Origin of the sequence: Pedobacter nutrimenti (genome assembly GCF_032678445.1) — a bacterium.
Classification (GTDB): domain Bacteria; phylum Bacteroidota; class Bacteroidia; order Sphingobacteriales; family Sphingobacteriaceae; genus Pedobacter; species Pedobacter nutrimenti_A.
Window position 1 is genome coordinate 122,296 of sequence record NZ_JAVTSQ010000003.1, and the last position, 24,255, is coordinate 146,550.

The 24,255-nt window shown below is 39.2% G+C and carries 20 protein-coding genes; 2 read left to right on the forward strand and 18 right to left on the reverse strand.

Annotation, left to right across the window (positions count from 1 at the left end):
* Positions 1–10: 10 nt before the first annotated feature.
* The 10 genes from R2S08_RS05660 to R2S08_RS05705 all read right to left on the reverse strand — a co-directional run bounded on the left by R2S08_RS05660 (position 11) and on the right by R2S08_RS05705 (position 11,313).
* Positions 11–694, reverse strand: coding sequence for a hypothetical protein (locus tag R2S08_RS05660; protein WP_316834226.1), 684 nt, complete (start codon positions 692–694; stop codon positions 11–13).
* A gap of 25 nt (positions 695–719) precedes the next feature.
* Positions 720–2,174 carry a RagB/SusD family nutrient uptake outer membrane protein gene (locus tag R2S08_RS05665; protein ID WP_316834227.1) on the reverse strand — a complete coding sequence of 485 codons (1,455 nt, stop codon included), beginning with the start codon at positions 2,172–2,174 and terminating at the stop codon, positions 720–722.
* Positions 2,175–2,178: 4 nt separating this feature from the next.
* Positions 2,179–5,616 carry a SusC/RagA family TonB-linked outer membrane protein gene (locus R2S08_RS05670; RefSeq protein WP_316834228.1) on the reverse strand — a complete coding sequence of 1,146 codons (3,438 nt, stop codon included), beginning with the start codon at positions 5,614–5,616 and terminating at the stop codon, positions 2,179–2,181.
* A 291-nt stretch (positions 5,617–5,907) separates the two neighbouring features.
* Positions 5,908–7,122, reverse strand: a complete 1,215-nt coding sequence (locus tag R2S08_RS05675; RefSeq protein ID WP_316834229.1) for a FecR family protein — start codon at positions 7,120–7,122, stop codon at positions 5,908–5,910.
* Between the two features lie 69 nt (positions 7,123–7,191).
* Positions 7,192–7,806, reverse strand: coding sequence for an RNA polymerase sigma-70 factor (locus tag R2S08_RS05680; RefSeq protein WP_316834230.1), 615 nt, complete (start codon positions 7,804–7,806; stop codon positions 7,192–7,194).
* A 157-nt stretch (positions 7,807–7,963) separates the two neighbouring features.
* A complete protein-coding gene (gene arsB, locus R2S08_RS05685) occupies positions 7,964–9,031 on the reverse strand; it encodes an ACR3 family arsenite efflux transporter (protein WP_316834231.1) in 1,068 nt (355 codons plus the stop codon).
* A gap of 1 nt (position 9,032) precedes the next feature.
* The gene (locus R2S08_RS05690; RefSeq protein WP_316834232.1) at positions 9,033–9,452 is read right to left on the reverse strand and encodes an arsenate reductase ArsC; all 420 of its coding nucleotides are present in this window, start codon (positions 9,450–9,452) and stop codon (positions 9,033–9,035) included.
* Between the two features lie 12 nt (positions 9,453–9,464).
* Positions 9,465–10,043 (reverse strand): DUF6428 family protein, encoded by a 579-nt coding sequence (locus tag R2S08_RS05695; protein WP_133781801.1) that lies wholly within the window; start codon positions 10,041–10,043, stop codon positions 9,465–9,467.
* Positions 10,044–10,130: 87 nt separating this feature from the next.
* Positions 10,131–10,460 (reverse strand): metalloregulator ArsR/SmtB family transcription factor, encoded by a 330-nt coding sequence (locus R2S08_RS05700; RefSeq protein ID WP_316834233.1) that lies wholly within the window; start codon positions 10,458–10,460, stop codon positions 10,131–10,133.
* A gap of 79 nt (positions 10,461–10,539) precedes the next feature.
* Positions 10,540–11,313: a hypothetical protein gene (locus R2S08_RS05705; RefSeq protein WP_316834234.1), complete on the reverse strand. Its 774-nt coding sequence runs from the start codon at positions 11,311–11,313 to the stop codon at positions 10,540–10,542.
* 238 nt (positions 11,314–11,551) lie between these two features.
* On the opposite strand from R2S08_RS05705, the gene R2S08_RS05710 reads away from it, so the two are divergent.
* Positions 11,552–11,872 (forward strand): twin-arginine translocase TatA/TatE family subunit, encoded by a 321-nt coding sequence (locus tag R2S08_RS05710; protein ID WP_316834235.1) that lies wholly within the window; start codon positions 11,552–11,554, stop codon positions 11,870–11,872.
* A 96-nt stretch (positions 11,873–11,968) separates the two neighbouring features.
* Here R2S08_RS05710 and R2S08_RS05715 read toward each other — a convergent pair whose 3' ends face one another.
* The 5 genes from R2S08_RS05715 to R2S08_RS05735 form a co-directional block, all read right to left on the reverse strand.
* Positions 11,969–12,877 carry an alpha/beta hydrolase gene (locus tag R2S08_RS05715; RefSeq protein ID WP_316834236.1) on the reverse strand — a complete coding sequence of 303 codons (909 nt, stop codon included), beginning with the start codon at positions 12,875–12,877 and terminating at the stop codon, positions 11,969–11,971.
* A 116-nt stretch (positions 12,878–12,993) separates the two neighbouring features.
* Positions 12,994–14,577 carry a Na+/H+ antiporter gene (locus tag R2S08_RS05720; RefSeq protein WP_316834237.1) on the reverse strand — a complete coding sequence of 528 codons (1,584 nt, stop codon included), beginning with the start codon at positions 14,575–14,577 and terminating at the stop codon, positions 12,994–12,996.
* 106 nt (positions 14,578–14,683) lie between these two features.
* Positions 14,684–16,213 carry an aldehyde dehydrogenase family protein gene (locus tag R2S08_RS05725; RefSeq protein WP_316834238.1) on the reverse strand — a complete coding sequence of 510 codons (1,530 nt, stop codon included), beginning with the start codon at positions 16,211–16,213 and terminating at the stop codon, positions 14,684–14,686.
* A 14-nt stretch (positions 16,214–16,227) separates the two neighbouring features.
* Positions 16,228–17,133, reverse strand: coding sequence for a DUF1338 domain-containing protein (locus tag R2S08_RS05730; protein ID WP_316834239.1), 906 nt, complete (start codon positions 17,131–17,133; stop codon positions 16,228–16,230).
* 5 nt (positions 17,134–17,138) lie between these two features.
* Positions 17,139–18,200, reverse strand: coding sequence for a saccharopine dehydrogenase C-terminal domain-containing protein (locus R2S08_RS05735; protein ID WP_316834240.1), 1,062 nt, complete (start codon positions 18,198–18,200; stop codon positions 17,139–17,141).
* A gap of 68 nt (positions 18,201–18,268) precedes the next feature.
* Between R2S08_RS05735 and R2S08_RS05740 the strand changes: the two genes are divergently transcribed.
* A complete protein-coding gene (locus R2S08_RS05740) occupies positions 18,269–19,165 on the forward strand; it encodes a LysR family transcriptional regulator (protein WP_316834241.1) in 897 nt (298 codons plus the stop codon).
* 96 nt (positions 19,166–19,261) lie between these two features.
* Here R2S08_RS05740 and R2S08_RS05745 read toward each other — a convergent pair whose 3' ends face one another.
* Genes R2S08_RS05745 through R2S08_RS05755 form a run of 3 tightly spaced genes read right to left on the reverse strand, consistent with a single transcriptional unit; the run spans position 19,262 to position 24,246 of the window.
* Positions 19,262–21,262, reverse strand: a complete 2,001-nt coding sequence (locus R2S08_RS05745; RefSeq protein ID WP_316834242.1) for a carboxy terminal-processing peptidase — start codon at positions 21,260–21,262, stop codon at positions 19,262–19,264.
* A gap of 16 nt (positions 21,263–21,278) precedes the next feature.
* Complete coding sequence (locus tag R2S08_RS05750) at positions 21,279–22,493, reverse strand: thioredoxin domain-containing protein (RefSeq protein ID WP_316834243.1); 1,215 nt, start codon at positions 22,491–22,493, stop codon at positions 21,279–21,281.
* A 25-nt stretch (positions 22,494–22,518) separates the two neighbouring features.
* A complete protein-coding gene (locus R2S08_RS05755) occupies positions 22,519–24,246 on the reverse strand; it encodes a S8 family serine peptidase (protein WP_316834244.1) in 1,728 nt (575 codons plus the stop codon).
* Positions 24,247–24,255: the final 9 nt, after the last annotated feature.

Consider the following 24,255-nt stretch of genomic DNA (forward strand, 5'->3'; position numbering starts at 1 on the left):
TAATTTTCTATTAATTATCATTTATTCTAAAATATTTCAATTTGAAGCCACCGCTAAAATTCGCGCCGTCGCTCAAAACATGTAAAATGGCATTTGCGGTGATTAAATTGTGGGTTTGCATGCCCGCAGTATAATTGACAGAATCTTTAACTTTTATTTTTCGATGCTCATAAGTCATATAATCTGCTCCGGTCCTCACCGAACTACCTGCATTGGTAATACCACTGATACCATGAATAACCAAACTGTCTGTATTATAATCCTTATATGCTTTATCCTTATCGGCAACAGCACGCTCTAAAGAAACCTTGTCATTGACCAGGATAAACCTTTTCAATAACATGGTTAAAGTATCTACACCAATTTTACTTAGCGGTCTCGGTGCCTGCTTATCTGAAGGAAAAAATCTACGCTGGAACCTCATCACCGCCGAATTCGGACAAGCATAAAATGTAATATTAGCTTGATTAACAAGCGCTTTCCCATTTGTCAGATCGATAATTTTAACCAATGAATCGAACATATGATTCTTTCTGCTCGCCAAAAAATCATATGTACTCATGTTTTTTTCCGCGTCCGATTGCTTCGATAGTCCACCATCATTAAAATAGTCTTTCTTTTGGCAGGAAGCAATTGCGAAACATACAAAGCCAAAGACGATGATGATGTTCTTTTTTGATATATAATTTTTCATACTAATCTTAAATAAAATTTAACCATTATTGCCAGAAGGTATTTTGAGTGATTACGAATCCACTTTGAGAGATTAAAGTCTGATTGATTGGCAGCAACCATGCGCCTTTTGTATACCAGTCTGCCTGTGTTATTTTAGAATAGGTAGCAAGTTTTCTGGTTCTAACGTAATCAAAAAATGTTTGCCCTTCGCCCAGTAGTTCTTTTCTGCGCTCCAGCAAAATGGTGTCTTGAAGACTGCCGCCGCTGGTATACAATCTGGCTTTTGCTCTTGCTCTTACTTTATTTAACCAAGTTATGGCATCTGCTGGTCTATTGACTTGCGTGCTTGCCAAAGCCTCTGCCCTTAGCAACATAATATCGGCCAAACGGGTAATTATAATGTTTGATTCGTTGATGTTCTGAGATGTAGTATCACCTTGCACCTGTAAAGTTCTGTACTTGCCTAAGTATGGGCGGGCAGGGGAATTATTTTTAGACGAATTCGTTAACCAGGTAGATTTACGTCCGTCCACTTCTCCAGCTGGGAACATTTGTGTTAGCAATGCGGGTGGCGGACATAGCAGATATAATTCTGTACCACCCCCTCCATCTGATTGATCGGTATACCAGGGTCTTCCTAACGTACGATTGTACACTTTATTTTTTTGTACCTCTTTTAAACTGGCATCGAAATTTAATTCAAAAATACCTTCCTGAGATTTTCCGATAAAGATTTTCAACAACTGCGTTGTATCCGTAATCAGGCTGTATTGTCCGTTATTAATTACGCTGTCGCAAAGTTTTTCCGAACCAGTATAGTCTTGTAACCAAGCCAATACATGTGCCTTTATTGCCCAGGCAGCACCTTTTGTTGCCCTAACGGCCTTATCGCCTGCAGAATATGTAGGGAGAAGATTAGCACTTGCTACATCTAAATCCTTTTTAATCTGGTCGTAGACTTGGGCCTGCGGCATTCTGGGAATATTATCAATATCCACCGCACTCAGGTTCATAGGAACATCTCCCCAAAAACGGGTAAGATAAAAATAGGTCAATCCTCTTAGAAAGCTGGCTTCGCCCAAACTCCTGCGTTTAGCGGCCTGGTCATAATTTTGAATCGTAGGAATTTTCTCTAAGACCAAATTACATTGCGCAATAACTCTATAAAACCCACTCCAATCTCCACCACCATTGTTTAAAAGCGGCGTAATCGTATTGGTAGCAATTAAAGTTTCCGGTCTGGTATTGCTCGATTGGTTATAACTTTCGAATGTATTTGCCCGCACATCGCCCAATAAAAATACCTTATCAGGTAATACTGTACGCAAAAAGGAGTACGCGGCAGCTACAGCTTTATCAACATCAGCCGCTGTTTGTATAGCATTTCCTGCCGTCGGTACTTGTATCACTTCCGGATTCAGCACTTTTTTGCATGAAAAGATCAGTAAACTGTATATTAAAAATAGACCTGCTATTTTTCCTAAATTATTTTTGTTCATGAGATTAAAATTCAAAGTTGAAACCTATATTAAATTTCTTCGGAACTGGGTATCCGTTACCAATATCATAACCAAAGTTATCCACGTTTTCTGGATCAACTCCATGGTATTTGGTGAGGATAAAAACATTCTCCAATCCACCAAAAACACGTAATCTTCTAATTTTAGCTCTTTGTAAAAACTTAGGTGAAAAATCGTATCCGAACGTAATATTACTTAGCTTTACAAAGCTTCCGTCTTCTAAAAACAACGAAGTATTCGTTTCATAGTTACCGATAAAATCGTAGCTGGAGAAAAGGTAATAACGCCATGGGTTGAGTACAGGATATTTCGCATTGGTATGAGTTGGTGTCCATACGTCAAGGTCAGAAACATCTAGCAAATTGCTTTGCCCTCCAGGATAATTTACATTGTTACTGGCAGTCCAGCTTACCGATTTGATTCGATCTGCCAACACTTTATTATACACTTTATTCCCTATAGAGTAATTTAGCAGAAAGCTTAGCTGAATTGATGAATTGTTTTTTAAACGAAAAGAAATACTATTTGAAAAACTTCCGGTAACTTTAGGGTTAGGGTCGCCCATATAAACTCTGTCACTGTTTCCGCTTCCATCGATTCGGCCATCTCCGTCTACATCACGTAAATGAATATCTCCTGCATGATACGGATCCTGAGATGCAAAAGGACCCACAGGACGCAATTTACCTCCAGTATAAGGATTAATAGGCACTGAGGCCTCATCAGGAAAAACGCCCAGATATTCCAGTAAATAAAACCCATTTAATGGCTTACCAATCTGTAAATAGGGTTGCCCAATGGTATAACCTGTTCTCGAAATACTTCTGCCGAAGTCTGGAAGTTTGGTCAGCTGATTTTTATTCGTTGTGGCTATTAAGGTCATGCTGTATTGCAACCTTTTATCTGGTGCGGTCAAGTATCCTGTAATTCCAGCCTCAAACCCTGTATTCAGCACGGCGCCGCTATTGACACTTTTTTGAGCATATCCACTTGTGCTGCTTAAAGGAGTTGTAAACAAGAATCCGTCTTTTGCTTTATGGTAATAATCAAGACTTGCAGTTAAACGGCTTTTAAAAAATTCTAAATCTAAACCTAGTCCATAGTCTTTGGAAGTTTGCCAGGTTAAATCTGGAATCTGCAAACCGTTAGCCCCTGCGTAATTTGGCGCCAATATTGGCGAACCATTATAGGTTCCAAGGGCACCGCTACCTGCTCCCGTGTTATAAGCACCTAAAGCCAGATAATTATCCTGATATTGCTGTCCGGCTTTACCAATACTTGCTCTTAACTTACCAAAGTTGAACCAGTTACCCACATTGTTGATAAAGAAATTTTCTTTGGTAAAGACCCATGCTGCAGAGGTGGACAAGAAAGTACCCCACTGCTTATCTTTACCAAACTTAGATGAACCGTCTTTCCTGATTACACCTTGAATAATGTATTTCTTGTTAAAATCGTAGGACAACCTTGAATAATAGGATAGCAGCCCGTAGGTAATGTTATTGGTTTGTAATGAAATATCTGATTGGGAATAACCTTGAATAACTTGCTGAGCATCATTTGGTCCATTTACGCCACTGCCATAAATATTATCATTGCTATTGGTGTTGATCGTATTACCAACTAAGAAATCAAAAGTATGCCCACTGGCAAAAGTATGATGCAATCTAATATTGGTCTCACTCAAAAGATCTAAGGTTTCCTGAGCATAATAGGACGCTGAGGCTTTACCATTTACATTTGCTGCCGAAGGGTTGAAATTTCTTGTACGGTAGAACTGATAGCGTGCCGAACCTCTGGATGATACGTTAAGATAATCCGTGATGTCCAAACTTCCTTCTAATTGAGCGGATAAATTTCTCGTTAAATCAATATTAACACCTTTGTTATAAGACTCTAAAAAAGCATCATAATAACCCGAACTGGGCCCAGGCTGAAATGAAGAAGAAAAATTATTACCAATTACAGCAGCATTAAACGTATCTCCACGACGCTGACTAGCATCTTGTTGATTCACATTTACCCTACCCGTAATTGTTAACTTTTTTGTTGGATTAAAAACGCCTTGATAGGTTAACGAATAACGTTTATAACCAGAACTTAATACAACCCCATTTTCGCTATAATAATCTGCACCTAAACGGTAACTTGCATTTTCGGTTGCACCACTAACGCCAAGGTTAACACTGTATAATGCAGCATTTCTAAAATAGAGGTCTTGCCAGTTGGTAGAATTATTATAGAAGCTGTTCAAACTATCTGTTAATTCAATTGGTGGGCTAGATGTTCCGCCACCAACTTTCGAACTCTGGTAGGAATTAAATAAATTCAATTTGAAATTACGTTCTGCCGCTCCACCGTATGTTTTTCGAAGCTGAGGTGGTGTACTGCCACCGAATTGTGTATTTAAGGTTACAACAGGTTTGCCTGCCTTTCCACGCTTTGTTGTAATTATAATTACACCGTTAGCCCCTCTTGAACCATAAATTGCTGTTGCAGCCGCATCCTTTAATACGTCTACACTTTCTACATCAAAAGGATTTAATCCGCCTAAAACACTCGAAATAGCTTGTCTGGGATTTGATGGATTAAAAGTATCCTGATCCAACGGGACTCCATCAATAATAAATAATGGCGTACTTACCACGTTAGAGTTTGCAGAACTGGAAAAGTCTGACAACCCTCTAATTGAAATATTACTTCTTCCTCCGGGTTGACCAGAATTGTTTTGAACGATTAATCCCGGTGCAAGTCCTTGCAACAAACCTTCAATAGAACCGCTCGGCCTATTTTGTAGTTTTTCTCCATCAACGTGACTAATAGAACTTGGGTTGATGTGCTTATCCTGCTTACCATAACCAATAACGACTACGTCCTTCAGTTTTGATTCATCCTCTTCCAGGGTAATCCTTAAAGTTTCGATTCCTCTAACAGCGACTTCTTTTCTTTTATAGCCTATATAAGTTAAAACCAACACATCATCATCTTCAACATCTATGCTGAACTCACCGCTTCTATCACTGATTTTTGTCGTATTCTTATTCTTTATTTTAATTGTTACCCCCGGTAAAGGTAAGCCTTTGGCATCAATGACCTGTCCCTTAAATCGCTTGAGCTGAATGTCAGCCAGGGTTGATTCCTCTTCTCGCTTTCTAACGACAATTGTATTCTGATTGATCGCGAATGTGAGTGGCTGTCCTTCAAAGCACTTCTCCAGTACTGAAATTAAAGGGGCATTTGTTACTGTAAGTGAAACTGGTTTGGTCTTTTTTATCAGTTGCAGACTATACAAAAATGTATACCCGCTTTGCTTCTTGATTTTAACAAAAAGCTGCTCCAAAGATGCATTCTTTTCAGATAATGTGATATTCTGAGCAAAGCCACTTGCACTTACCTGTAAAAATGCAGTAATCATTATCATAACGGTCAATTTTATACGCATGATGATCTGTCTTTTATTATATAGCCGACTATGTTCATAAGCCGGTCGGCAATGAATATTTTTATTCATACTTTTGTTTAGTTTGGATTAACAATAAATGGTCTTCGAAAATTCATTTGGTAGGTCCAGACAAACATACCGGGGAGGTGGTTCCAAGCACCTCCCGGTTTTTTATCCAGATAACCATTGTGTGGTGGGTCGTTATCTCTTCATATGATTTGGTTTAGGTTTGTTGATTTGGTTATTTTTATTTGTCTTTCATAGGGAAGATTAATTTGCAATTACGGTGAGCTTTCTACCTTCCAATTTAAAATGCACCAGACCGGTTAATTCCAGTGTTTTAATAATTTCAGAAACGTTTTGATAGCGGGCTACTGAACCTGCAAAATCTATATTACCTATGTTATTTTCATAAATGACTTCCAGGTTGTACCAACGTGCGATTTTACGCATCACTGTTGCTGCACTTTCGTTGTTAAAGACAAAATAGCCATCTTTCCATGAGGCAACTTCATTCACATCTACCTCTTTCACATTTATGGTATAATCGTTAAGCAGCGCCTGCTGTCCTGGAACTAAAACGATTGTCCTTTTATTAATTAAAGACCGAATGCGTACACTTCCTTCGAGCAAGGAGGTCTTTGTATGATCTTCTTCTTCGTAACTATTGATATTAAAATGGGTTCCCAAAACTTCAACAACCTGATTTTTAGTCTGCACCCTAAATGGTTTCTCTTTATCCTTAGCAACCTCGAAATATCCCTCACCCTTCAATTCTACTCTCCGCTCGTCGCTGTCAAAATTCACCGGATACCTTAACGAAGATGCCGCATTCAGCCACACCTTGCTTCCATCAGGAAGATTTACCTGGTATTGCCCACCTAAAGGCGTTTGTATCGTATTGTATAACCCGGCTGTATTTGGTTCATTATTGCTAATAATATTATAAATCAATTGGCCATCCCTGTTCTTAACAATCCTGATCCCGGATTGATTTGCGACAACACCACCGGCATGCACATTATTAAGGTCTACTTTAGTTCCATCGCTAAGCGTCAATACAGCCTTATTTCCACCAGGTTTAATATCATTTAAAATTTGACTCCGACTTATTTGATTATAAACGGGAGTATTACTTTTAGTATAATAAAAAAACAAAGCTGCAGACAAAACCATAAATAAAGAAGCAGCAATAGCCAATACCACCTTAAAATTCCCTCGCTGAGGCTCCTGCTTTTTTACTTGAAAGGGGATTACAGGTGTTTCAATATGATTTAGTCCATCCTCTATTCTTGAAATCAATCCGGCATCTGCATTTCCATGGTCATTTCTTTGCTCCAGCATTTCCTCCCACCAGTTCAGAACCGTCAGAAATTCAGATTTATCGGCGCCACTAAGCCACTCCATGAAAGTATCTTCCTGTTGCTTCGTACAGTTTCCTGATGACATTAATTCTAATATTTCTTTTACTTCCTGCAAATTCATGACAATAAACCCATTTAATAGTGAGACAGGAAGAGTTTAAGATTAGATACCCCCGATGAAAAAAAAAATTTAACGCCGCATTCCTATAGAAAAACAAATGGCAATAAATGCCGTGAGGTCTGCATGTACTTTAAGGTAATCCTTTACATATCTGGTAGCGGCATACAATTGTTTCTTGACCATAGATTTAGAAATATTCAACGTTTTAGCAATCTCATCCTGTGAAAGTTCTTCGTGAGTGCTCATTTCAAATACACGTTTCCGTTTTGGTGGCAGTGTATCTATAGCACGCTGAATAACCTCATTATACTGAGAATAAATGAAGTTCTCATCGGTAGTATTCCCTGCGACATCACTGTGTTGAAAAATATAATCTATAGCTTTTCGCCTAACCTTACTGTGTTCATGAATATTGATCAGCTTGTTTCTGGCCATGCTGTACAGATAGCTGTTGAAAGATTTTATTGCCGACAAATCTTCCTTCCTTTCCCATATTTTCATAAAAATATCATGAAGAATCTCTTCTGTATCCTCCTTGGAATACCGGACAAATGGGAAAATATATTTATACAATTTAGGAAGATAAAAAGTATACAATGTTGTAAACGCAGTACGACAGCCCAAAGAAGCCTCCTGAAGCAACAAATGTTCTTCTTCCAGCGCATTTACAACTTTACTCTTCATTCCAATATTTTATCTGCTTAAATTAATGTACACTCAAACATAATAAATTTAAGATAACATTTATATAACTACTATCCAATAAAAGCAGCCAAATTAATGGCTGCTTCATAAAGTACGAGTTTGTTTTGCAAGATCTAAAATATGATGGGTAAAATTATCATTTGATTGGAAAGTACTTCTTTCTAAACCAAAATGCCAAATTTACCAATGCGATAAGGGCAGGCACTTCTACCAAAGGGCCAATAACTCCTGCAAATGCCTGTCCTGAATTGATCCCAAATACACCAATTGCGACTGCGATCGCCAATTCAAAGTTGTTTCCTGTAGCGGTAAAGGCAATTGAAGCAGACTTGGAGTAATCCGCACCAAAATAACGCCCGGCAAAAAAGCTTACTACAAACATAATAGAGAAATAGATCAACAGAGGAATGGCAATCCTCACTACATCCAAAGGAATTTGAACAATGAGTTTGCCTTTTAAGCTGAACATCACCACAATCGTAAAGAGCAATGCGACCAGAGTAATTGGTGAAATTAGTGGTATAAATTTGTTTTGGAACCATTTTTCTCCCTTAAGTGCGATTAACGCATATCTACTGATCACGCCCATCGCGAAAGGAATTCCCAAATAAATACCCACGCTTTTAGCAATTTCTGAAATAGTAATATGTACATCCTGGCTTGGAAAGCCAAAATACGGAGGAAGAACAGTGATGAAGATATAGGCAAACACACTGTATAGCAATACCTGAAAAATACTATTTAGTGCGATTAATCCGGCAGCATACTCGCGGTTCCCCTCGGCAAGTTCATTCCAAACAACCACCATTGCAATGCACCTGGCAAGGCCAATCAGAATGAGGCCAACCCTATATTCAGGATAGTCTCTTAAAAAGATAATCGCAAGGAAAAACATCAATAACGGGCCGATTACCCAGTTCAGTACGAGTGATACACTTAATACTTTAACATCCTTAAATACCTTCCCCATTTGTTCATACTTAACTTTTGCCAGAGGTGGGTACATCATCAGGATCAGGCCAATAGCAAGCGGAACATTTGTTGTTCCGCTTGAGAAAGAATTGATAAATCCTGATGAGGAAGGAATAAGATAGCCTGTAGCTACGCCAATCCCCATAGCTAAGAATATCCACAGCGTTAGATAACGATCTAAAAAACCAAGTCGTTTTCGTTCAGTAGCCGGTGCACAATGATTTGCTGACATCTTAATGCTTTAAGTTTTCATTTACAAAGTTCTGAGCATATTTCCTGATCATTTCCCTGACTTCGCGAAACTGTTCCATGATTTCTTCTTCACTGCCTTTTGCTTTGGCAGGATCAGGAAAGTTGTAATGCAACTTCACCGCATTGGTCGGGAAATAAGGACAACTCTCTTTTGCATTGTCACATACAGTAATCACAAAATCAAAATCGATATTGGTGTATTCATTAACATTGTTTGAAGTATGACTGGAGATGTCGATTCCGTCTCTTTTCATGATCTCAATTGCCCTCGGGTTCACACCATGTGTTTCTATACCCGCACTATAAATTTTTGCCATATCTCCGGCAAAAAATCTCAAATAACCTTCTGCAATCTGGCTTCTGCAACTATTGCCGGTGCAGAGTACTAATACTTGTTTCATTTGTTTTATAATTTAGCAGCAGCCGGAGCCGGGTTCACACATTTGATCTGTACTCGCAAGATTTACCATCTGCAGTTTCGGTTTCAGCGTGGCCTCTTTCTTTACCGCAGGTGTACAGCATTCTTCACCAGTATCCGTTGTGCCGCAACTTCCGCCTCTTCCAATAGCTTTACACTGAACGGCATCAGGACGCAAATCGATAATCAGGTTTTCTCCAGAAATCAGAAAGTCATTTGGAAACATTTGCCTGGTATCGAATTGAGAATTTCCAAATTCAATTTTAACCGTACCGAGCGGATTTAAAGGAAGTGATTTCTCTACAAGGTTAACAATAGATAAAGCTTTACTTACTTTCATTGCTCTATCTTGCTGCTCCCCTTCCGGCTCCCACAATTGCACAATGATCTCGGTCCAGCTATTCATAACACCACCACAGTCTACCGATACGATCGGAGCTTGTTTTATTTCGGTGATGTGATAGGAGGCATCTACCCATTTGTCTTCTGCGTATTGAAATTGCAAGGTCAGATCGGGGTGTTGTTCTAATCTTTCTTTAAAGATTTTCCAATTAATTGCTTCTAATTTATCCATGATTTTAAGTTCTGTTAATGACGATTATAATTTTAGATTTCTTTTATAGTATTATTGCAATATTGCGATATATCTAGTCAAATTTTTTTAGCAGCAGTCTGCCTTTAAGTTATACGTACCAAAGAAGCCTGAAAGCTGTTTTTCCAGATCCTTCCAAACGATAGGATTGATACAGTAGCAAACAGATACGCCTTCAATCGTTCCCTGAATTAAACCTGCTGTTTTCAGTTCTTTTAAATGCTGTGAGATTGTGGCTTGTGCTAATCCTAATTCTTCCACCAAATCTCCACAAATACAAGCATTAGATTTAATGATCTGCTGTAAGATGGCGATCCTTGCTGGATGGGCAATGGCTTTCAGTAAAGTGGAAAGCCTGTTTTGCTCCTCTGTGAATATTTCTGATTTTGTAAGTCCCATAATTGTATATCGCAATATTACGATATACAATTGTAATATCCAAATTTCGCGAGTTAAACTTTATCAAATGATATTTTTATTACTGCTCCATTAACCATTTTGCAATATCATGGGCTGCTTTATCATTTTCAAAATCTGATGGCAGCCTTCCATTTGTATATTCATTGTACAACCACGGATCTCCAACAGCTACAACCGTCCCTTTTCCGTATTTAGTGATGGCCATAATAACAGCGTTGTTCTTATTTTTCAATCCTGCATAAGCTGCGCCAGTAATCGAAATAGAACAAACATCTTTCATAAAGATCTTGCGGCTGGTCTTAAAGATTGGGTCATTCTTGATTTCTATGGCACCATCCTCAAAATGATCATCATTAATCACATGATTTTGAAGATCATCATTAAAATGAAGTCCGAATTTCCCTGCTAACTGATTGAAGTGAGGCAATTCTACATTAGCACTATCATTGGCAAGTAAGAACAGTACGCCTCCGGATTTCACCCATTTAGCAATTTCAAGGATGTCTTTCTTTTCAATATAATTAGGATTTGTGCTCTCTTTTTTAGTATCTGGATCAACAATAATATATACATCTGTATTCTTCAAATTGGCGGCTGTTGGCGCGGCATCCAAAGATTTCAACGTTGCACCATTGCCGGTAAAGGCCTTCCCCAATATAGAAAAACCAGTACTTCCGGTATCTTCCCACATGTAATGAAACCGTTCCTTCTGTCCTGTTTTATTGGTTCTTACTTCATGGTTAAAATGGTAATCAAGTGTTACCGTTTGTGCTGTCGAAGCAAAAGAAATTGAGGTCAGGAGTACAAGGTTAAGCCAAAGTTTACGTTTCATCGGGAATAGTTATTGATTTAAATGATATTTCGTCCGTTTAAGCAAATATATAAGTTTATTCTATTTCTATTCTATTATAGAGAATAGCTTTGGTCTCCTTTTAGCCGGCAAATTGAGCTTATAGCGAAGTAATTTAATTTGAAAATCATATTGACATTAAAATGTTTTAATGTAGACTGAAATGTCTTTATCGCATTTTATCTTTGAAAAACACACCATTTTTTTTTTATAAAACATTATGTATCAAGGAACATTAATAGAATTTTTAAATATCGGAGGAAGCGAGCTCATACTGATCTTTGCAGTTATTCTTCTGCTGTTTGGCGGCAAAAAGTTACCCGAGCTGGCACGTGGGCTAGGCCAGGGAATAAGGGATTTTAAAGACGCCTCTGAAGGTGTAAAAAGAGAAATTCACCGAAACATCAACAACTTGGACGTCCGTGACGATTTGAAAACCGAAACGGTTAAAATATCTACTGAAACCGCGGAACCTATCAACTTAAAGAAGGAGGTTGTTTCTGAAGGACATGCTGGGATAAATCTGTCAAAAAACGATTGATTTTTATAGAAACTTACGTTCAGCACAATATTCTTTCTGCTTTAGCGTCTTTATATACGAGAGCGTTAATTTAGATTAGGCGGGAATGGTCGGAGATCATTCCCGCTTTCCTTTTTCTGATTTATCAAGGAATCTTTCAATCATTGGAATAACAAAGTCCTCCTCTTTAGAACCCAATTTAAGTGTGGTTACCTCCCCAATATACTCGCCGTGGACACCTGGAATTATAGCCAATTCTGAATTAGTCATCTGTTTATGCATTTCAACAGCATGCTCAGGCGTTATGACATCTTTGTCTCCTATAATAATTAGTGCTGGTGCCTTAATGGATTCGATCTGCCGGTCTGGTATATCTGTAAAATTCAACATCCTTTTCGCATCCTTATCATGCATGATTTGCAAGCCTTTAGGATCTGGTGCTACTTGAAGATAAGCTTCTTTTAATTGTTCAGGCATATTGGCCAGCTTCGCCCCTTTCATAAAATCCCAGAATTGTACCGGAACACCATTGCGTTTGCAAAGCGCAGAACCTAAAACCATCTTATCAACTATTTGAGGATGACGAATGGCCATCTGAACAGTCGTTGTCCCTCCATTGCTGAAACCAAAAAAATCTGTTTTATCAATATTCAAATGCTGTAAAAGTACAGCAACATCATCTGCATCCTGCTCAAATGATACTTCTTTATCTCTGTCACTGGTTCTTCCGTGTGCTTGCAGCTCTACCGCGATCACTTGTCTATGTTTAGCAAGCATTGGTATAACTCTGCCAAAGGTGGTTTGGATAGTAGAGCCGCCACCATGAAGCAAAACAAGAGGTTTCCCCTGTCCATAAATTTCATAGTACATTTTAATTCCATTGACTTCTGAATAACCTTTTTTCGGAATCAAACTGTCATTCAGACTTCCCTTAACTTGATTGGTGCTGTCTTTTGATTGGTTTGCATTATTGCAAGACGATAATATCAGCAGTGCAATAACAGAGTATACAATTGTCCTTTTCATCTTTATAAATTTAAATTAAATATATTACGCAAGCATTCACTTGCAAATATATGTGCAAGTATTTAATTGCGCAATTTTATATTCATATTTTTTATAAAAGGACTGGTGCCTATTTTCTAAATAACTCTCAGTCGTTCCTCCTCAAGATCGATCTGGTACAATTGCTGCTGGATAAGTTCTTCGTTAATAGAAGAATTCTTATTGAGCTCTGTAAGATATTGCCTTTGACTTTCGAGCAGTTCAACAAAGATGACCTTTGTTTTCTCATTCATCCAGCTGTCATCCGTAGCTTTTGATTTTTCTTCCCAATGCTTTAAGAATTTCTCCATACCAGCATGCCCATTCAACTCATTATCATACTTGTTTTTAAGAAATTTATAGACATGTTCCTTTAGTCCATGTTTCATTTTTTGCTTAGCCGATTCTTCAGCCTCCTCATTAAATATTTGACCTGAGAGCCCCATACGATTGATAAAATAAGGAAGTGTAAGCCCTTGTACTACGAGTGTAAGTAATATAACAACAAAAGTAATAAACAGTATTAAATCCCGGTTCGGAAAAGCAATCCCATTGTCAAATGCTACAGGTATGGATAACGCAGCAGCCAAAGATACCACGCCACGCATCCCTGTCCAGCCAAGAAACAACGGAATAGTCCAGCGCATTCTATTGGAAGATACAGCAGGTGCTACACTCGGGCGGAAGATTAGCGTGGCTGCCATAGCGGCATAGGAACTGATGATACGGGCTGCAATTAAAATCCCTGTAACCAGCACACCATAGCCAATAGCCGTATTCAGAGGAATCCCTTTTGAGCGCAATCCTCCTATAATTTCTGGAAGCTCAAGGCCGATAATCATAAAAACAATGCCATTCAAGATAAATATAAAACTTTCCCATACACTAAATGCCCTTATGCGGCTCGTGCTGCTCAAAAAAATCAGCCTTCTCGCAGACATAAATAACCCCCCGCTTACCACTGCAAGTACGCCAGAACTATGTACCTGCTCGGCTATCCAGTACATAAAATAAGGTTCAATGAGCATAAGTGCTATATCTGAAGGTGCATCTGTTGGCAAATATTTATGTGCCTGGACAAATATCCAGCCCAACAACAAACCGATACCCGCGCCACCAACAATCATCCACACAAAACTCAGCGCTGCATCCTGCCAGATAAACTGACCAGTGCCAACGGCCACCAACGCAAAACGGAAGATAATCAGAGAGGACGCATCATTTAACAAACTTTCACCCTCCAAAATAGCCGAAGTGGACGTTGGTAGTTTAACAAATTTCGTAATAGCCCCAGTACTTACTGCATCGGGTGGAGATACAATACCGCCCAATAAAAATCCAAGGCCAATGGTAAAACCCGGGAGCAGATAATTGGTAACCAGGGCCACAGATAATGCTGTAAAAAAAACGACAAGGAAAGCGAAACTACCAATGATACGCCACCATTTTTTCATCTCTTTAAAAGAGATAGACCAGGCAGCCTCAAAAAGCATGGGTGGAAGAAAAATAAAGAAAATCAGATCAGGATGAATCTTTACCACGGGCAATCCAGGTATAAAACTGATCAACAGCCCTCCAACAACCAATAGAATGGGATAGGCAATTTTGAGTTTGGCAGCCCACATGTTCAACAGTACGATGACCATGATCATGGCTAGTAAAAAAGGTAGAATTGAATGCATCACTGGCGTTTTGCCTTCAATTTATAAAAAAAACTTTTAAACAGCCCTGGCCGTAAACTTTTTATTTTGCTTACGGCCAAGGAATGTCCTGTTTCCGGACCAAATGTTAAAAGTCAAATTTTATACCCTGGGCCAGGGGCAGTGTATTTGAATAGTTGATGGTATTTGTTTGTCTGCGCATATAAGCTTTCCAGGCATCTGAACCACTTTCTCTTCCTCCTCCTGTTTCTTTTTCCCCTCCAAATGCGCCACCAATTTCCGCGCCTGATGTACCGATATTTACATTGGCAATCCCGCAATCAGAGCCATTTGCTGATAAGAATTGTTCTGCTTCACGTAAATTCAGGGTCATAATTGCCGACGACAAGCCCTGAGGAACACCATTTTGCAAAGCGATGGCCTCTTCCAGGGTTTTATATTTGATCAGATAAAGTATCGGAGCAAATGTTTCATCTTGTACAATTTCATAATCATTTTTAACCTCAGCAATGCATGGTTTAACATAACAGCCGGAGATAAATTCATCACCATCCAATACCCCACCCTCTACAATAAAAACGGCACCCTCTTCTTTTCCCTTCGCAATTGCGTTGTTGTACATCTCAACGGCCTGTTTATCTATAAGTGGCCCCACATGATTATGCTGATCTAAGGGATCACCTATGCGAAGCTGGGCATAAGCCTTTACCAGTTTAGCCTTCAATGTTTCATAAATATCTTCATGGATAATTAGTCTTCGGGTAGAGGTGCAGCGCTGTCCAGCAGTACCAACTGCTCCAAATACCGCCCCGATAACAGACATTTCCAAATCTGCATCTTTAGAAACAATAATTGCATTATTTCCACCCAACTCCAGAATACTACGTCCAAACCTTGAAGCAACTGCTGAAGAAACAATTCTTCCGATCTTTGTAGATCCGGTAAAGGAAACAAGTGGAATACGTTTATCATTATTGATCATGTCGCCTGCCGCATTGCCAATCAGCAAATTGCTTATCCCTTCAGGCATATCGTTCAATTTAAGAACTCTGGCTATAATTTGCTGACATGCAATGGCGCAGAGTGGCGTTTTAGAAGAGGGCTTCCAAACACATACATTTCCACAAACCCAGGCCAGGGCAGTATTCCATGCCCAAACTGCAACAGGGAAGTTAAAAGCAGAAATGATACCTACAATACCCAGAGGATGCCACTGCTCATACATTCTATGATTTGGCCTTTCCGAATGCATGGTTAATCCGTAAAGCTGGCGGGAAAGTCCAACAGCAAAATCACATATATCGATCATTTCCTGAACCTCACCTAAACCTTCCTGCAAACTTTTACCCATTTCATAAGAAACCAAGGTTCCCAGGTCTTCCTTATGTTCGCGGAGCGCATCTCCAAATTGACGTACGATATCGCCACGTTTTGGTCCTGGGATATTTCTCCAGAATAAAGATGCCTCCTGTGCCTTTTTTAACACAATTTCGTAATTGGCTGCATCGGTACTTTGAACTTCTGCAATCAAAGTCCCGTCAACCGGAGAAAATGAACTGATTTGTTTACCATCAGTGCTTAGCCAGGAAGAACCTGTAGAGGTTCCCTGATTGACTTCGTCAATCCCTAATCTTTTTAAAATTTGATTCATCTTCATTTCGTTTTGTTTGATCAGGATTCCGTTTGCCTGATATATGTACTTTCAAAAATTTTATCTGCATTGCCTGTTTCAAAGCCCTCTCTGCGGTGTTCGGGCTTAATGGACAGGGCGGGTAAGTCTCTGAATTCCGGCAGTACCAAACGTTCAGAAAATTCCACATAGCTCCCTGCTATTGGCATGGTTTCTCCATCAGAAAAACCTGCCAGATGCATTTGAGCAACTGTGCTGCTCTGGCGCAATAAGCCATCCGGACTTACTTTAATCTTTCCACCTTCAGCATTCAACTTCAATCCCAATGATTCTACAAACTCGTTAAAGCTTTCCAGTGTATTATACCCCTCCTTCAGGTCGTGAACACTAATCGTATAGTGATTTAAGTAATAACGATTAAAGATGACCCATGCAGCATATTCACTTTCTTCCAATAAATCCTGGTAATCTTTTTTATTAGGGAGTTCCCATAGAGATTGGTGAAAAAATTCTCCAATAGCCTTTCCGTCACCAAGATCCAGAAGATCAACAGGATCTTTCCCGATATGTTTTGTGTAGCGCTGAATGATGCTTTGGGCACGATCGGAGAGCTGGTCTACGATCAGTTCGCTCATGAAAATCCTTGGATATTCAGCAGAAGGCGGTGAATACCAGTAGGCGTTCAATTTTTTACTTTCAAAATGGTAATAGTCCCTTTTTTGATAACCATGGTGCAGGAATATCTTTTCAAAGGAGGTTATCCCTAAATTCGGGACACCCATTGTTCTGAAGGCTATATGATCGTTGATGATCTCATTTTGTGACGCGATCACTCCCCTTTCAACGAGTGCATTTGTGATCTTCTTTACAGCCGGCACCTGGTCCCGGTACCGTTCAAAAAGTATATTCAAAAAAACGTCTAAGGGTTTATTTTTATTAAAATTCATATTCTTTATTTAAAAAAACTGCCGGTTTGGGTAGCAAGCAATGCATCAAAAGAGATTTCTTCCTGTTTGATAAATCCTTTAGAAGGTAATGCCCCTGCTGCAACCATTTCTACTACTGCAACTAAACTAGCTGCTGTTGTCCAGGAAATCGCTCTCCAGTGCTGTCCGTCAATAACCATCGGAGCGCATGATTTACAATATTCATTCCTTTTCATTTGACCATCTTTCCATCCTTCGGCTACAGCATAAATCAGTACCACATCTTCCTGAACTTCCGGTTTTGCATTTTTAAGAATATCTTCCAATTGCTGTTTATTGTCTTTCATATGCAATTCGTGAATCAGAAAGTTCATTAAATCACAATGTCCGGGATAACGAATTGTTTTGTAGTCTAACTTATCTACTTTTCCTTCGTAAGTTTCACACATGGTGCCTAGTCCACCTGAAGTATAAAAGGCTTCGTAGCTAGCCCCATCTATATTGATGGCTTCTTTTCCCTGCAGGGAAATAACCTGTTTACGCCGGCCATTATGAATGGCTTCGGCATCGTTTATATATTCATTGACTACTCCTGCTGCAGACCAGGTAAAAGAATAACCCATTTCTCCATTAGGGTATTTAGGCAGCGCCCCTACCCGCATTTCTATAGAACGTAATTTTTCAAAGTCTTTGGCTAAATGCGCGCCTATGATGCCAATAATACCTGGAGCCAGCCCGCATTGCGGCGCCATTACAGAAGTCGCCGTTTCACTTAAGCCAATAATATAATTGGTTGTCTCCACATCTTCTGTCAGGTCAAAATAATGCTTTCCCTGTTTATGGGCAATGGTTGCAATCGCCTTATTTAAAAAGTAAGGCAGCGCAGATACGACCGCATCGTGTTCAGAAATAATCTTTTCCATCAATTGGATGTCTGTTACATCACCTGTTACCACTTTAAATGGAAGATCAAATGAATAATGTGGTGCTTGTTTATCCATACCCGTTACCTCAAATTGCTTGCTCAAGAGTGAACCAACCAGTGTGCCTACTTTTCCAAGTCCGAGTGTAAGTACTTTTTTAATCATGTTTATATTTAGTTTGTTGTCAAATATCTCTACATTTATCATTACTGACAATTCATATTAATTAAGTAATGATAAGTATCACTAATCAAATTGAATTGAGGCATCTCACTTATTTTAAAGTTCTGGCAGAGAAATTACATTACCGGGAGGCCTCTGAACTGCTTTTTATATCGCAATCTGCATTAAGCCAGCAGATCAAACAATTAGAAGGAATTCTGAAAGTTCAATTGTTTGACAGGACAAACAAGAAGGTATATCTTACCGATGCAGGCAGTTTATTTTATAAAGATGTACAGCAAATTCTGAACAAGATAGAAACTGCAGTGACAAACATAAAATTGCTAAAGATGGGCAATACAGGACAGATCAGAATAGGCTTTGTTGCCTCGGCCATGGAGTCTGTACTGCCTGATGTGCTTAAGCTCTTCAACAGCGACTGCCCGAATATCAAGTTCCAGCTTGATGAGCTGAGCAATGCTGATCAGTTCATGCATTTGCAAAATGAATTGCTGGATATTGGTTTCATGAGGAGTAATCATTTACCAGAAGGTTTTATCAATAAACGAGTCTATGTGGAAACGTTTTCTTTGGTATTGCCTGCTGCCCATCCCATGACCAGCAAAAAGTTTGAAAATATTGCGCAGCTGGCTCAGGAGCCATTCATCTTATTTCCAAACGATAAAAGCCAGTTGTATTATCAGCAGATCCTAAATCTCTGTGCCGACCAGGGCTTTGTACCCAAGGTTGCTCACCGTTCCATTCATGCACCTACCATTTTTAGGCTGGTAGAAAATGGAATGGGACTATCGATCATACCTACTTCTCTGGCACATACAGACAATCCCAACATCAGGTTTATTGAATTGACAAATGTTCCTCAAAAAACCGCGCTGTTTGCGACATGGAAGAAGGACAATGTCAATCCGGCATTACCCTATCTGTTGGAAATGTTGCCAACAGTATAAAACCAGAGATATATTTTAAAAAAAGGGTCGCTATCCAGCGTTGCCCTTTCTATCATTATATCACCTGGACACGTTAACTAAAAATTTCATTTATATCTATTTTAGCTTATTGCTCATTTCACTAACTAGCTCAGCTGTAACTTTCAAGCTTTCCTCCTTAACATAGTCTGTTTTATCCTTATTCAAGATAGTTGTAGAATTTACAGCTTTTGCATCGGTGATTTTCTTCAAATCCAATACAACTGATTTCTGTTCATTCAACCTTTTATATTCTGAAACCTGTTGCTGTAATACTTGAAATTGCGGATTATTCTTTACCCGCTTTTCATGATCCTTTTCCAACAGCGCATTGATCTCTTTTAATTGGAAAACCGGGCTAAAAGGAGTTGCTGGAATTTCATCATAAGGGAGTGCATTTTTCATAGTGCTTTCACCAACATAAAAGGAACTACCAGATGATGGGAAGCTCACATCGGGTGTTACCCCATGATTCTGTGTGCTTGCTCCACTTATACGGTAGAACTTAGCAAAAGTCATATTAAACTGACCATAATTCTTATCAGGTTGTTGAAGCATCTGGTTCAGCGCATAAGTATTTTGAGCTGTACCTTTACCAAAACTTTGTTCGCCAATAATCACAGCCCGCCCATAGTCCTGCATCGCTGCTGCAAAAATCTCTGAAGAAGAAGCACTCAGGCGGTTAATCAGCACCGTTAGCGGACCTCCATATACCAACAAGCTGTCTGTATCTGAGTTAACGGTTATCTTGTTCCGTGCATCACGCAACTGTACCACCGGACCATAATTGATAAATAGCCCTGTAAGATCAATCGCCTCTTTTAAAGAACCTCCCCCATTATTGCGTAGATCGATCATTACACCTTCCACTCCTTGGCTTTTAAAACTTCCCAAAGCCTTTCTAACATCATGTGAGGTGGAGGCATAGTCTTTATCTCCTTTGTTAAAAGCATTGGCATCAAAATAAAAATTCGGAATGGCAATAATTCCAATTTTTCGTTCTTTGTTGCCCTGTTTTACAATCTTAACCTCACTTTTTACTTTTTGGTCTTCCAGCACGATCTTGTCCCGAACCAATGTAACCTCTTTGGGCTTAACACCCATTGTTGCTCCTGGTGGTAAGATCCGTAGCCTTACCGTTGAACCAACTGCACCACGAACTTTCTGTATTACTTCGTTCAGGTCCCATCCAACTACATCTTCAAATTCACCATTTTCGCCCTCAGCAATGGCTAGGATACGGTCATTTACGACAATTTGATCGCTTTTTTCTGACGGGCCTCCTTTGATTACGTTTGTAATAGTTGGGTATTCATTCTGAAGGGTCAATTCCAGGCCAACCCCTACCAGCGATTTGTTCATCATGACACTGAACTCATCCGCATTTCTTGGGGATAAATAAAGGGTATGTGGATCTATGGTTCCAACAAAGGCATTCATAAACTCCTCAAAAGCATTTTCGCTTTTCAATTTTCCCAATCTTTCCTTTAATTTTTCATACCTTTTGGTCAATATATCCTGTGCTGCTTTTTCGGTTTTTTGATTTGCCTTAAGCAAGATCAGCTCATAACGGACCCATTCATTCCAATATTGTTGTTCCTGGCCAACAGAACTAAACCAGGGTAATTGTGTGCGTGTAAAATCAAAAACATCTGAAGAGGATAAATTCAAGGGCATTTTAAGCACCTCTAAACTATAATCAACCCTTTCGTTCATTCTATCTGTATAAATACGGTAGATTTCAAAAGCAGCGGAGAGATCACCTGATAGCAAGGCATCGTCCATTTGAAAGCGGTATTTTTCAAAACCCTTCACATCTGAAGCCAGGAATAGCGTATGTGCTTTATCCAGTCTCTCCAAATAATCGTTAAATATCCGTGTCGACAAAGAATCATCTATTTTAGTTTTTTTATAGTGATAATTGGCTACCATACTTGCAACGGTTTTGGCAATAAGCGCATGCTGAGGCAATTGCTCAAAATCGTGACCATTAGCCAATAATGTCACCTGCCCATTGGCAGAGGATAACATCCACATGCCATGAAACATCAGGATGAAAGAAATTTTATATAATTTCATTTGAATGATTAGCTTATTATTTTAGCAGTTCTAATATCCGGGCCTCTACTTTTTCTTTGGTGTCGGCTCCGATCTCTTTGGTAGAACCATTATTTAAAGAACCGAAAATTACCAGCGGTATAGCATTGGCCTCAAAAACTTGTCTCAATTCCCCCTCTTTATCTACGTTCACTTTATAGAAATTTATCCTGTCCTTATACTTGGCTGCAAGTTCTTCCATAACAGGCATCATTTTCATGCATGGACCGCACCAAGTTGCCCAGAAATCAATCACCACAGGTTTATCTCCTATTGTTTTCCATTCTTTATTGGTCTTATAGTCGTAAACATTCTTCAGGAAATAAGTACGGTCTATGGGGTTTACCTTTCCAGGAATAAACGTAACAATTTCCTTATTTACAACAGGGGGCGAAGTTTCTTCTACCTGATTAAAAGATTGGAAATAATATTTGTTACGCCCAATATCGAAAGAAATTACCCCTTTATTTAAGATTGATTTTCCAATAATAGTATAGGTAGCATTGCCTTTTGCAACCTTTACGTTATTAAGAGATACACCTGCTACTTTCACTGTTGCAGATGCCCCATTACCAGGATTAATTAGCTTAGCATCATTTACAGAAAGTACAAGGGGCCGGTCTTCGTAGAAATCTACAACTGCTTTCACAGGTTTACCATTGATGGTGGTTTGAATCATTAGCCCATCATTAAATGATAATTCTGCATCATCACGGTTCACCAGCTTCATATAAGCGGGTTTATATGGTGTGGAGAGGGTAATCGTTTTAGCTTTACTGTTAATAGTCACTACAGCATTGGCAAATGCACTGAAATTAATTACACCATCTACCTTTAATCTGGTCAATAATGCATTTTCTTTTAGTATACGAGTTTGTATATCTTTCTGGTAAACCGTATTGCCCACAAAAAAACCAATAGCCAGTGCATTACCAAGGACCTGAAACCCCTCCCTTGGGTAGTTATTTGCTTTCTTATCTGATTTCATACCACGTACAGCAGCAGCTTGTTCCGTTACCGCAACCTTTCCCCTTGAATCCAATAGGAAATCACCTTCAGTTCCTCCAACATTTGCCTTTATAATAATATAGCCTTCTACATCCTTATAAGGTAATACTTCATTTACAACAGTATTTTGTGCCGCAGCACTAAAACATACTGAAACAGTAAGCATATAAAAACACAAACGTTGTACAAATTTCATCCTTCTCATAATCGCTTTTTTAAAAAATGGTCTACTATTTAGTTTTACCCAATTTGTCTGCTGCAACAACAGCTTTATACGCATTCAATATACCGCCTGTACTGCACAATTGCTTAAATAGGTACATGTCTATTTTCGTACCGACCTGCTTTTCTACTTCAACATCTTTACGGTCTGTAACATTCTCCAAAATCAGTTTTCTCAATTGGGCGCCAGTAAGCTGAGGATAATACGCCTTGATTAAAGCTGCCGTACCTGCCACACTAGCTGCTGCTATCCCAGAACCACTGGCCTGACGGTAGGTTGTTCCCATATAAGTGGTACTGACATTTACTCCCGGAGCAAACAGGTTCAATTCCTTAGCTCCAAAATTGGTGGATTTCAGCGGCATGCCTAAGCTATCGGAGGCGGCCACCTGAATAAAATTATTTAGCTCCTTACCATTGATGTACTGGTTCGGATAAAAGCTTCTTTTGGAAAGATCGGAAGAAAGGTCCCAGACACTGGATACCACCAAGGTACCTTTCTGTTCTGCATACAACAAGGCATCATTTACCCATTTGGCCTCGTATGCAGGACATATGGTATTTGATGAACCCAACAGGATCACATCTGCCTTATGATCTACCGCGAAACGGATGGCCAGTGCAATGTCTTTATAGTAAGGTTCACCTTCTTTTGGATAAGCACGCAGGGACATCAGTTGGGCTTGTGGCATAATGCCCTTAATCCCGATGTTGTTGTCTCGGTCTGCTGCTATGATTCCTGAGAACATGGTTCCATAAAATGAACCGTTACTGTATAGATTGTTATTACCATAATTTTTCTGGCCGAGATTAGTGAAGTCATCGCCTGTAATTTTCCTGGCATCAACGTTATTAGCCAGCAATCTTTCATAGTCTTCTTTAGGTCTTTTAAAATTCAATGTAAGATCCTTCATGGCTATATAAGTTACAGAATCCCGTTTAGCTCTATGGTTAGCACCATTGTTAGCTCCCATAGTTATCAGGAAACCATACCTCGCTATCAGCTTTAAGGAATCTACATGACTTCCCTGATGGTCCAAATAGTTAGTTGCTTTGATAAACTCTTGCTGACCAACTTTAGAAAGGTCCGGATACATTTTTTTTACATCAGACTCAAAATCATTGTTCAGGTAATACTTCTGAAATTTAAAAATATTGTAGGAAATAGAAGCACGAACAATTTGGGATTCTCTTTGAAGCCTATACCGAAAATATCTATACTCCGCCACGTTTGCTGGCACAGGAACTATAACCGGCTTCTGCAATAAGTCATCAAACTTTACATAATCTGTCCCGTTAAAAAATATCCCTTCATAAAGCCCTCTTAGACGAAAATATTCCCGATCGCCTTCCTTATTGGTCTTTTCTATCATTTCGCCCTTCCCATTGCCCAGGAAATTCCAGCCATGAATGTCATCTATCCACCCATCCTTATCGTTATCAATTCCATCATCCGGCTTTTCGTTCACATTGGTCCATTGCGTGTTTTTCAGGTCTTCATGCTCTGCATCCATACCAAAACCTATAATGGCTACAATGGGTTTCTTTTTCACGGACTTTCCTTTCAGGAATTCGTAGGCTTTGTTCACTTCAGCACCATAAACACCATCTTTATCGAAAGAAAGGTTATACCAATCGGCGATCTTTTCTTTAGATTTTTTCTGTACCAATTGGGCTTTACCTGCCAGAACAACAATTTGTAATAACAGCACAAGTAATAAGGTTCGTCTTTTCATGTTCTTATT

What these genes read in the sequence shown, in the direction of transcription:
- R2S08_RS05660 (WP_316834226.1), bottom strand. Translation starts at nt 694, where the DNA reads ATGAAAAATTATATATCAAAAAAGAACATCATCATCGTCTTTGGCTTT.
- R2S08_RS05665 (WP_316834227.1), bottom strand. Translation starts at nt 2,174, where the DNA reads ATGAACAAAAATAATTTAGGAAAAATAGCAGGTCTATTTTTAATATAC.
- R2S08_RS05670 (WP_316834228.1), bottom strand. Translation starts at nt 5,616, where the DNA reads ATGATAATGATTACTGCATTTTTACAGGTAAGTGCAAGTGGCTTTGCT.
- R2S08_RS05675 (WP_316834229.1), bottom strand. Translation starts at nt 7,122, where the DNA reads ATGAATTTGCAGGAAGTAAAAGAAATATTAGAATTAATGTCATCAGGA.
- R2S08_RS05680 (WP_316834230.1), bottom strand. Translation starts at nt 7,806, where the DNA reads ATGAAGAGTAAAGTTGTAAATGCGCTGGAAGAAGAACATTTGTTGCTT.
- arsB (WP_316834231.1), bottom strand. Translation starts at nt 9,031, where the DNA reads ATGTCAGCAAATCATTGTGCACCGGCTACTGAACGAAAACGACTTGGT.
- R2S08_RS05690 (WP_316834232.1), bottom strand. Translation starts at nt 9,452, where the DNA reads ATGAAACAAGTATTAGTACTCTGCACCGGCAATAGTTGCAGAAGCCAG.
- R2S08_RS05695 (WP_133781801.1), bottom strand. Translation starts at nt 10,043, where the DNA reads ATGGATAAATTAGAAGCAATTAATTGGAAAATCTTTAAAGAAAGATTA.
- R2S08_RS05700 (WP_316834233.1), bottom strand. Translation starts at nt 10,460, where the DNA reads ATGGGACTTACAAAATCAGAAATATTCACAGAGGAGCAAAACAGGCTT.
- R2S08_RS05705 (WP_316834234.1), bottom strand. Translation starts at nt 11,313, where the DNA reads ATGAAACGTAAACTTTGGCTTAACCTTGTACTCCTGACCTCAATTTCT.
- R2S08_RS05710 (WP_316834235.1), top strand. Translation starts at nt 11,552, where the DNA reads ATGTATCAAGGAACATTAATAGAATTTTTAAATATCGGAGGAAGCGAG.
- R2S08_RS05715 (WP_316834236.1), bottom strand. Translation starts at nt 12,877, where the DNA reads ATGAAAAGGACAATTGTATACTCTGTTATTGCACTGCTGATATTATCG.
- R2S08_RS05720 (WP_316834237.1), bottom strand. Translation starts at nt 14,577, where the DNA reads ATGCATTCAATTCTACCTTTTTTACTAGCCATGATCATGGTCATCGTA.
- R2S08_RS05725 (WP_316834238.1), bottom strand. Translation starts at nt 16,213, where the DNA reads ATGAAGATGAATCAAATTTTAAAAAGATTAGGGATTGACGAAGTCAAT.
- R2S08_RS05730 (WP_316834239.1), bottom strand. Translation starts at nt 17,133, where the DNA reads ATGAATTTTAATAAAAATAAACCCTTAGACGTTTTTTTGAATATACTT.
- R2S08_RS05735 (WP_316834240.1), bottom strand. Translation starts at nt 18,200, where the DNA reads ATGATTAAAAAAGTACTTACACTCGGACTTGGAAAAGTAGGCACACTG.
- R2S08_RS05740 (WP_316834241.1), top strand. Translation starts at nt 18,269, where the DNA reads ATGATAAGTATCACTAATCAAATTGAATTGAGGCATCTCACTTATTTT.
- R2S08_RS05745 (WP_316834242.1), bottom strand. Translation starts at nt 21,262, where the DNA reads ATGAAATTATATAAAATTTCTTTCATCCTGATGTTTCATGGCATGTGG.
- R2S08_RS05750 (WP_316834243.1), bottom strand. Translation starts at nt 22,493, where the DNA reads ATGAGAAGGATGAAATTTGTACAACGTTTGTGTTTTTATATGCTTACT.
- R2S08_RS05755 (WP_316834244.1), bottom strand. Translation starts at nt 24,246, where the DNA reads ATGAAAAGACGAACCTTATTACTTGTGCTGTTATTACAAATTGTTGTT.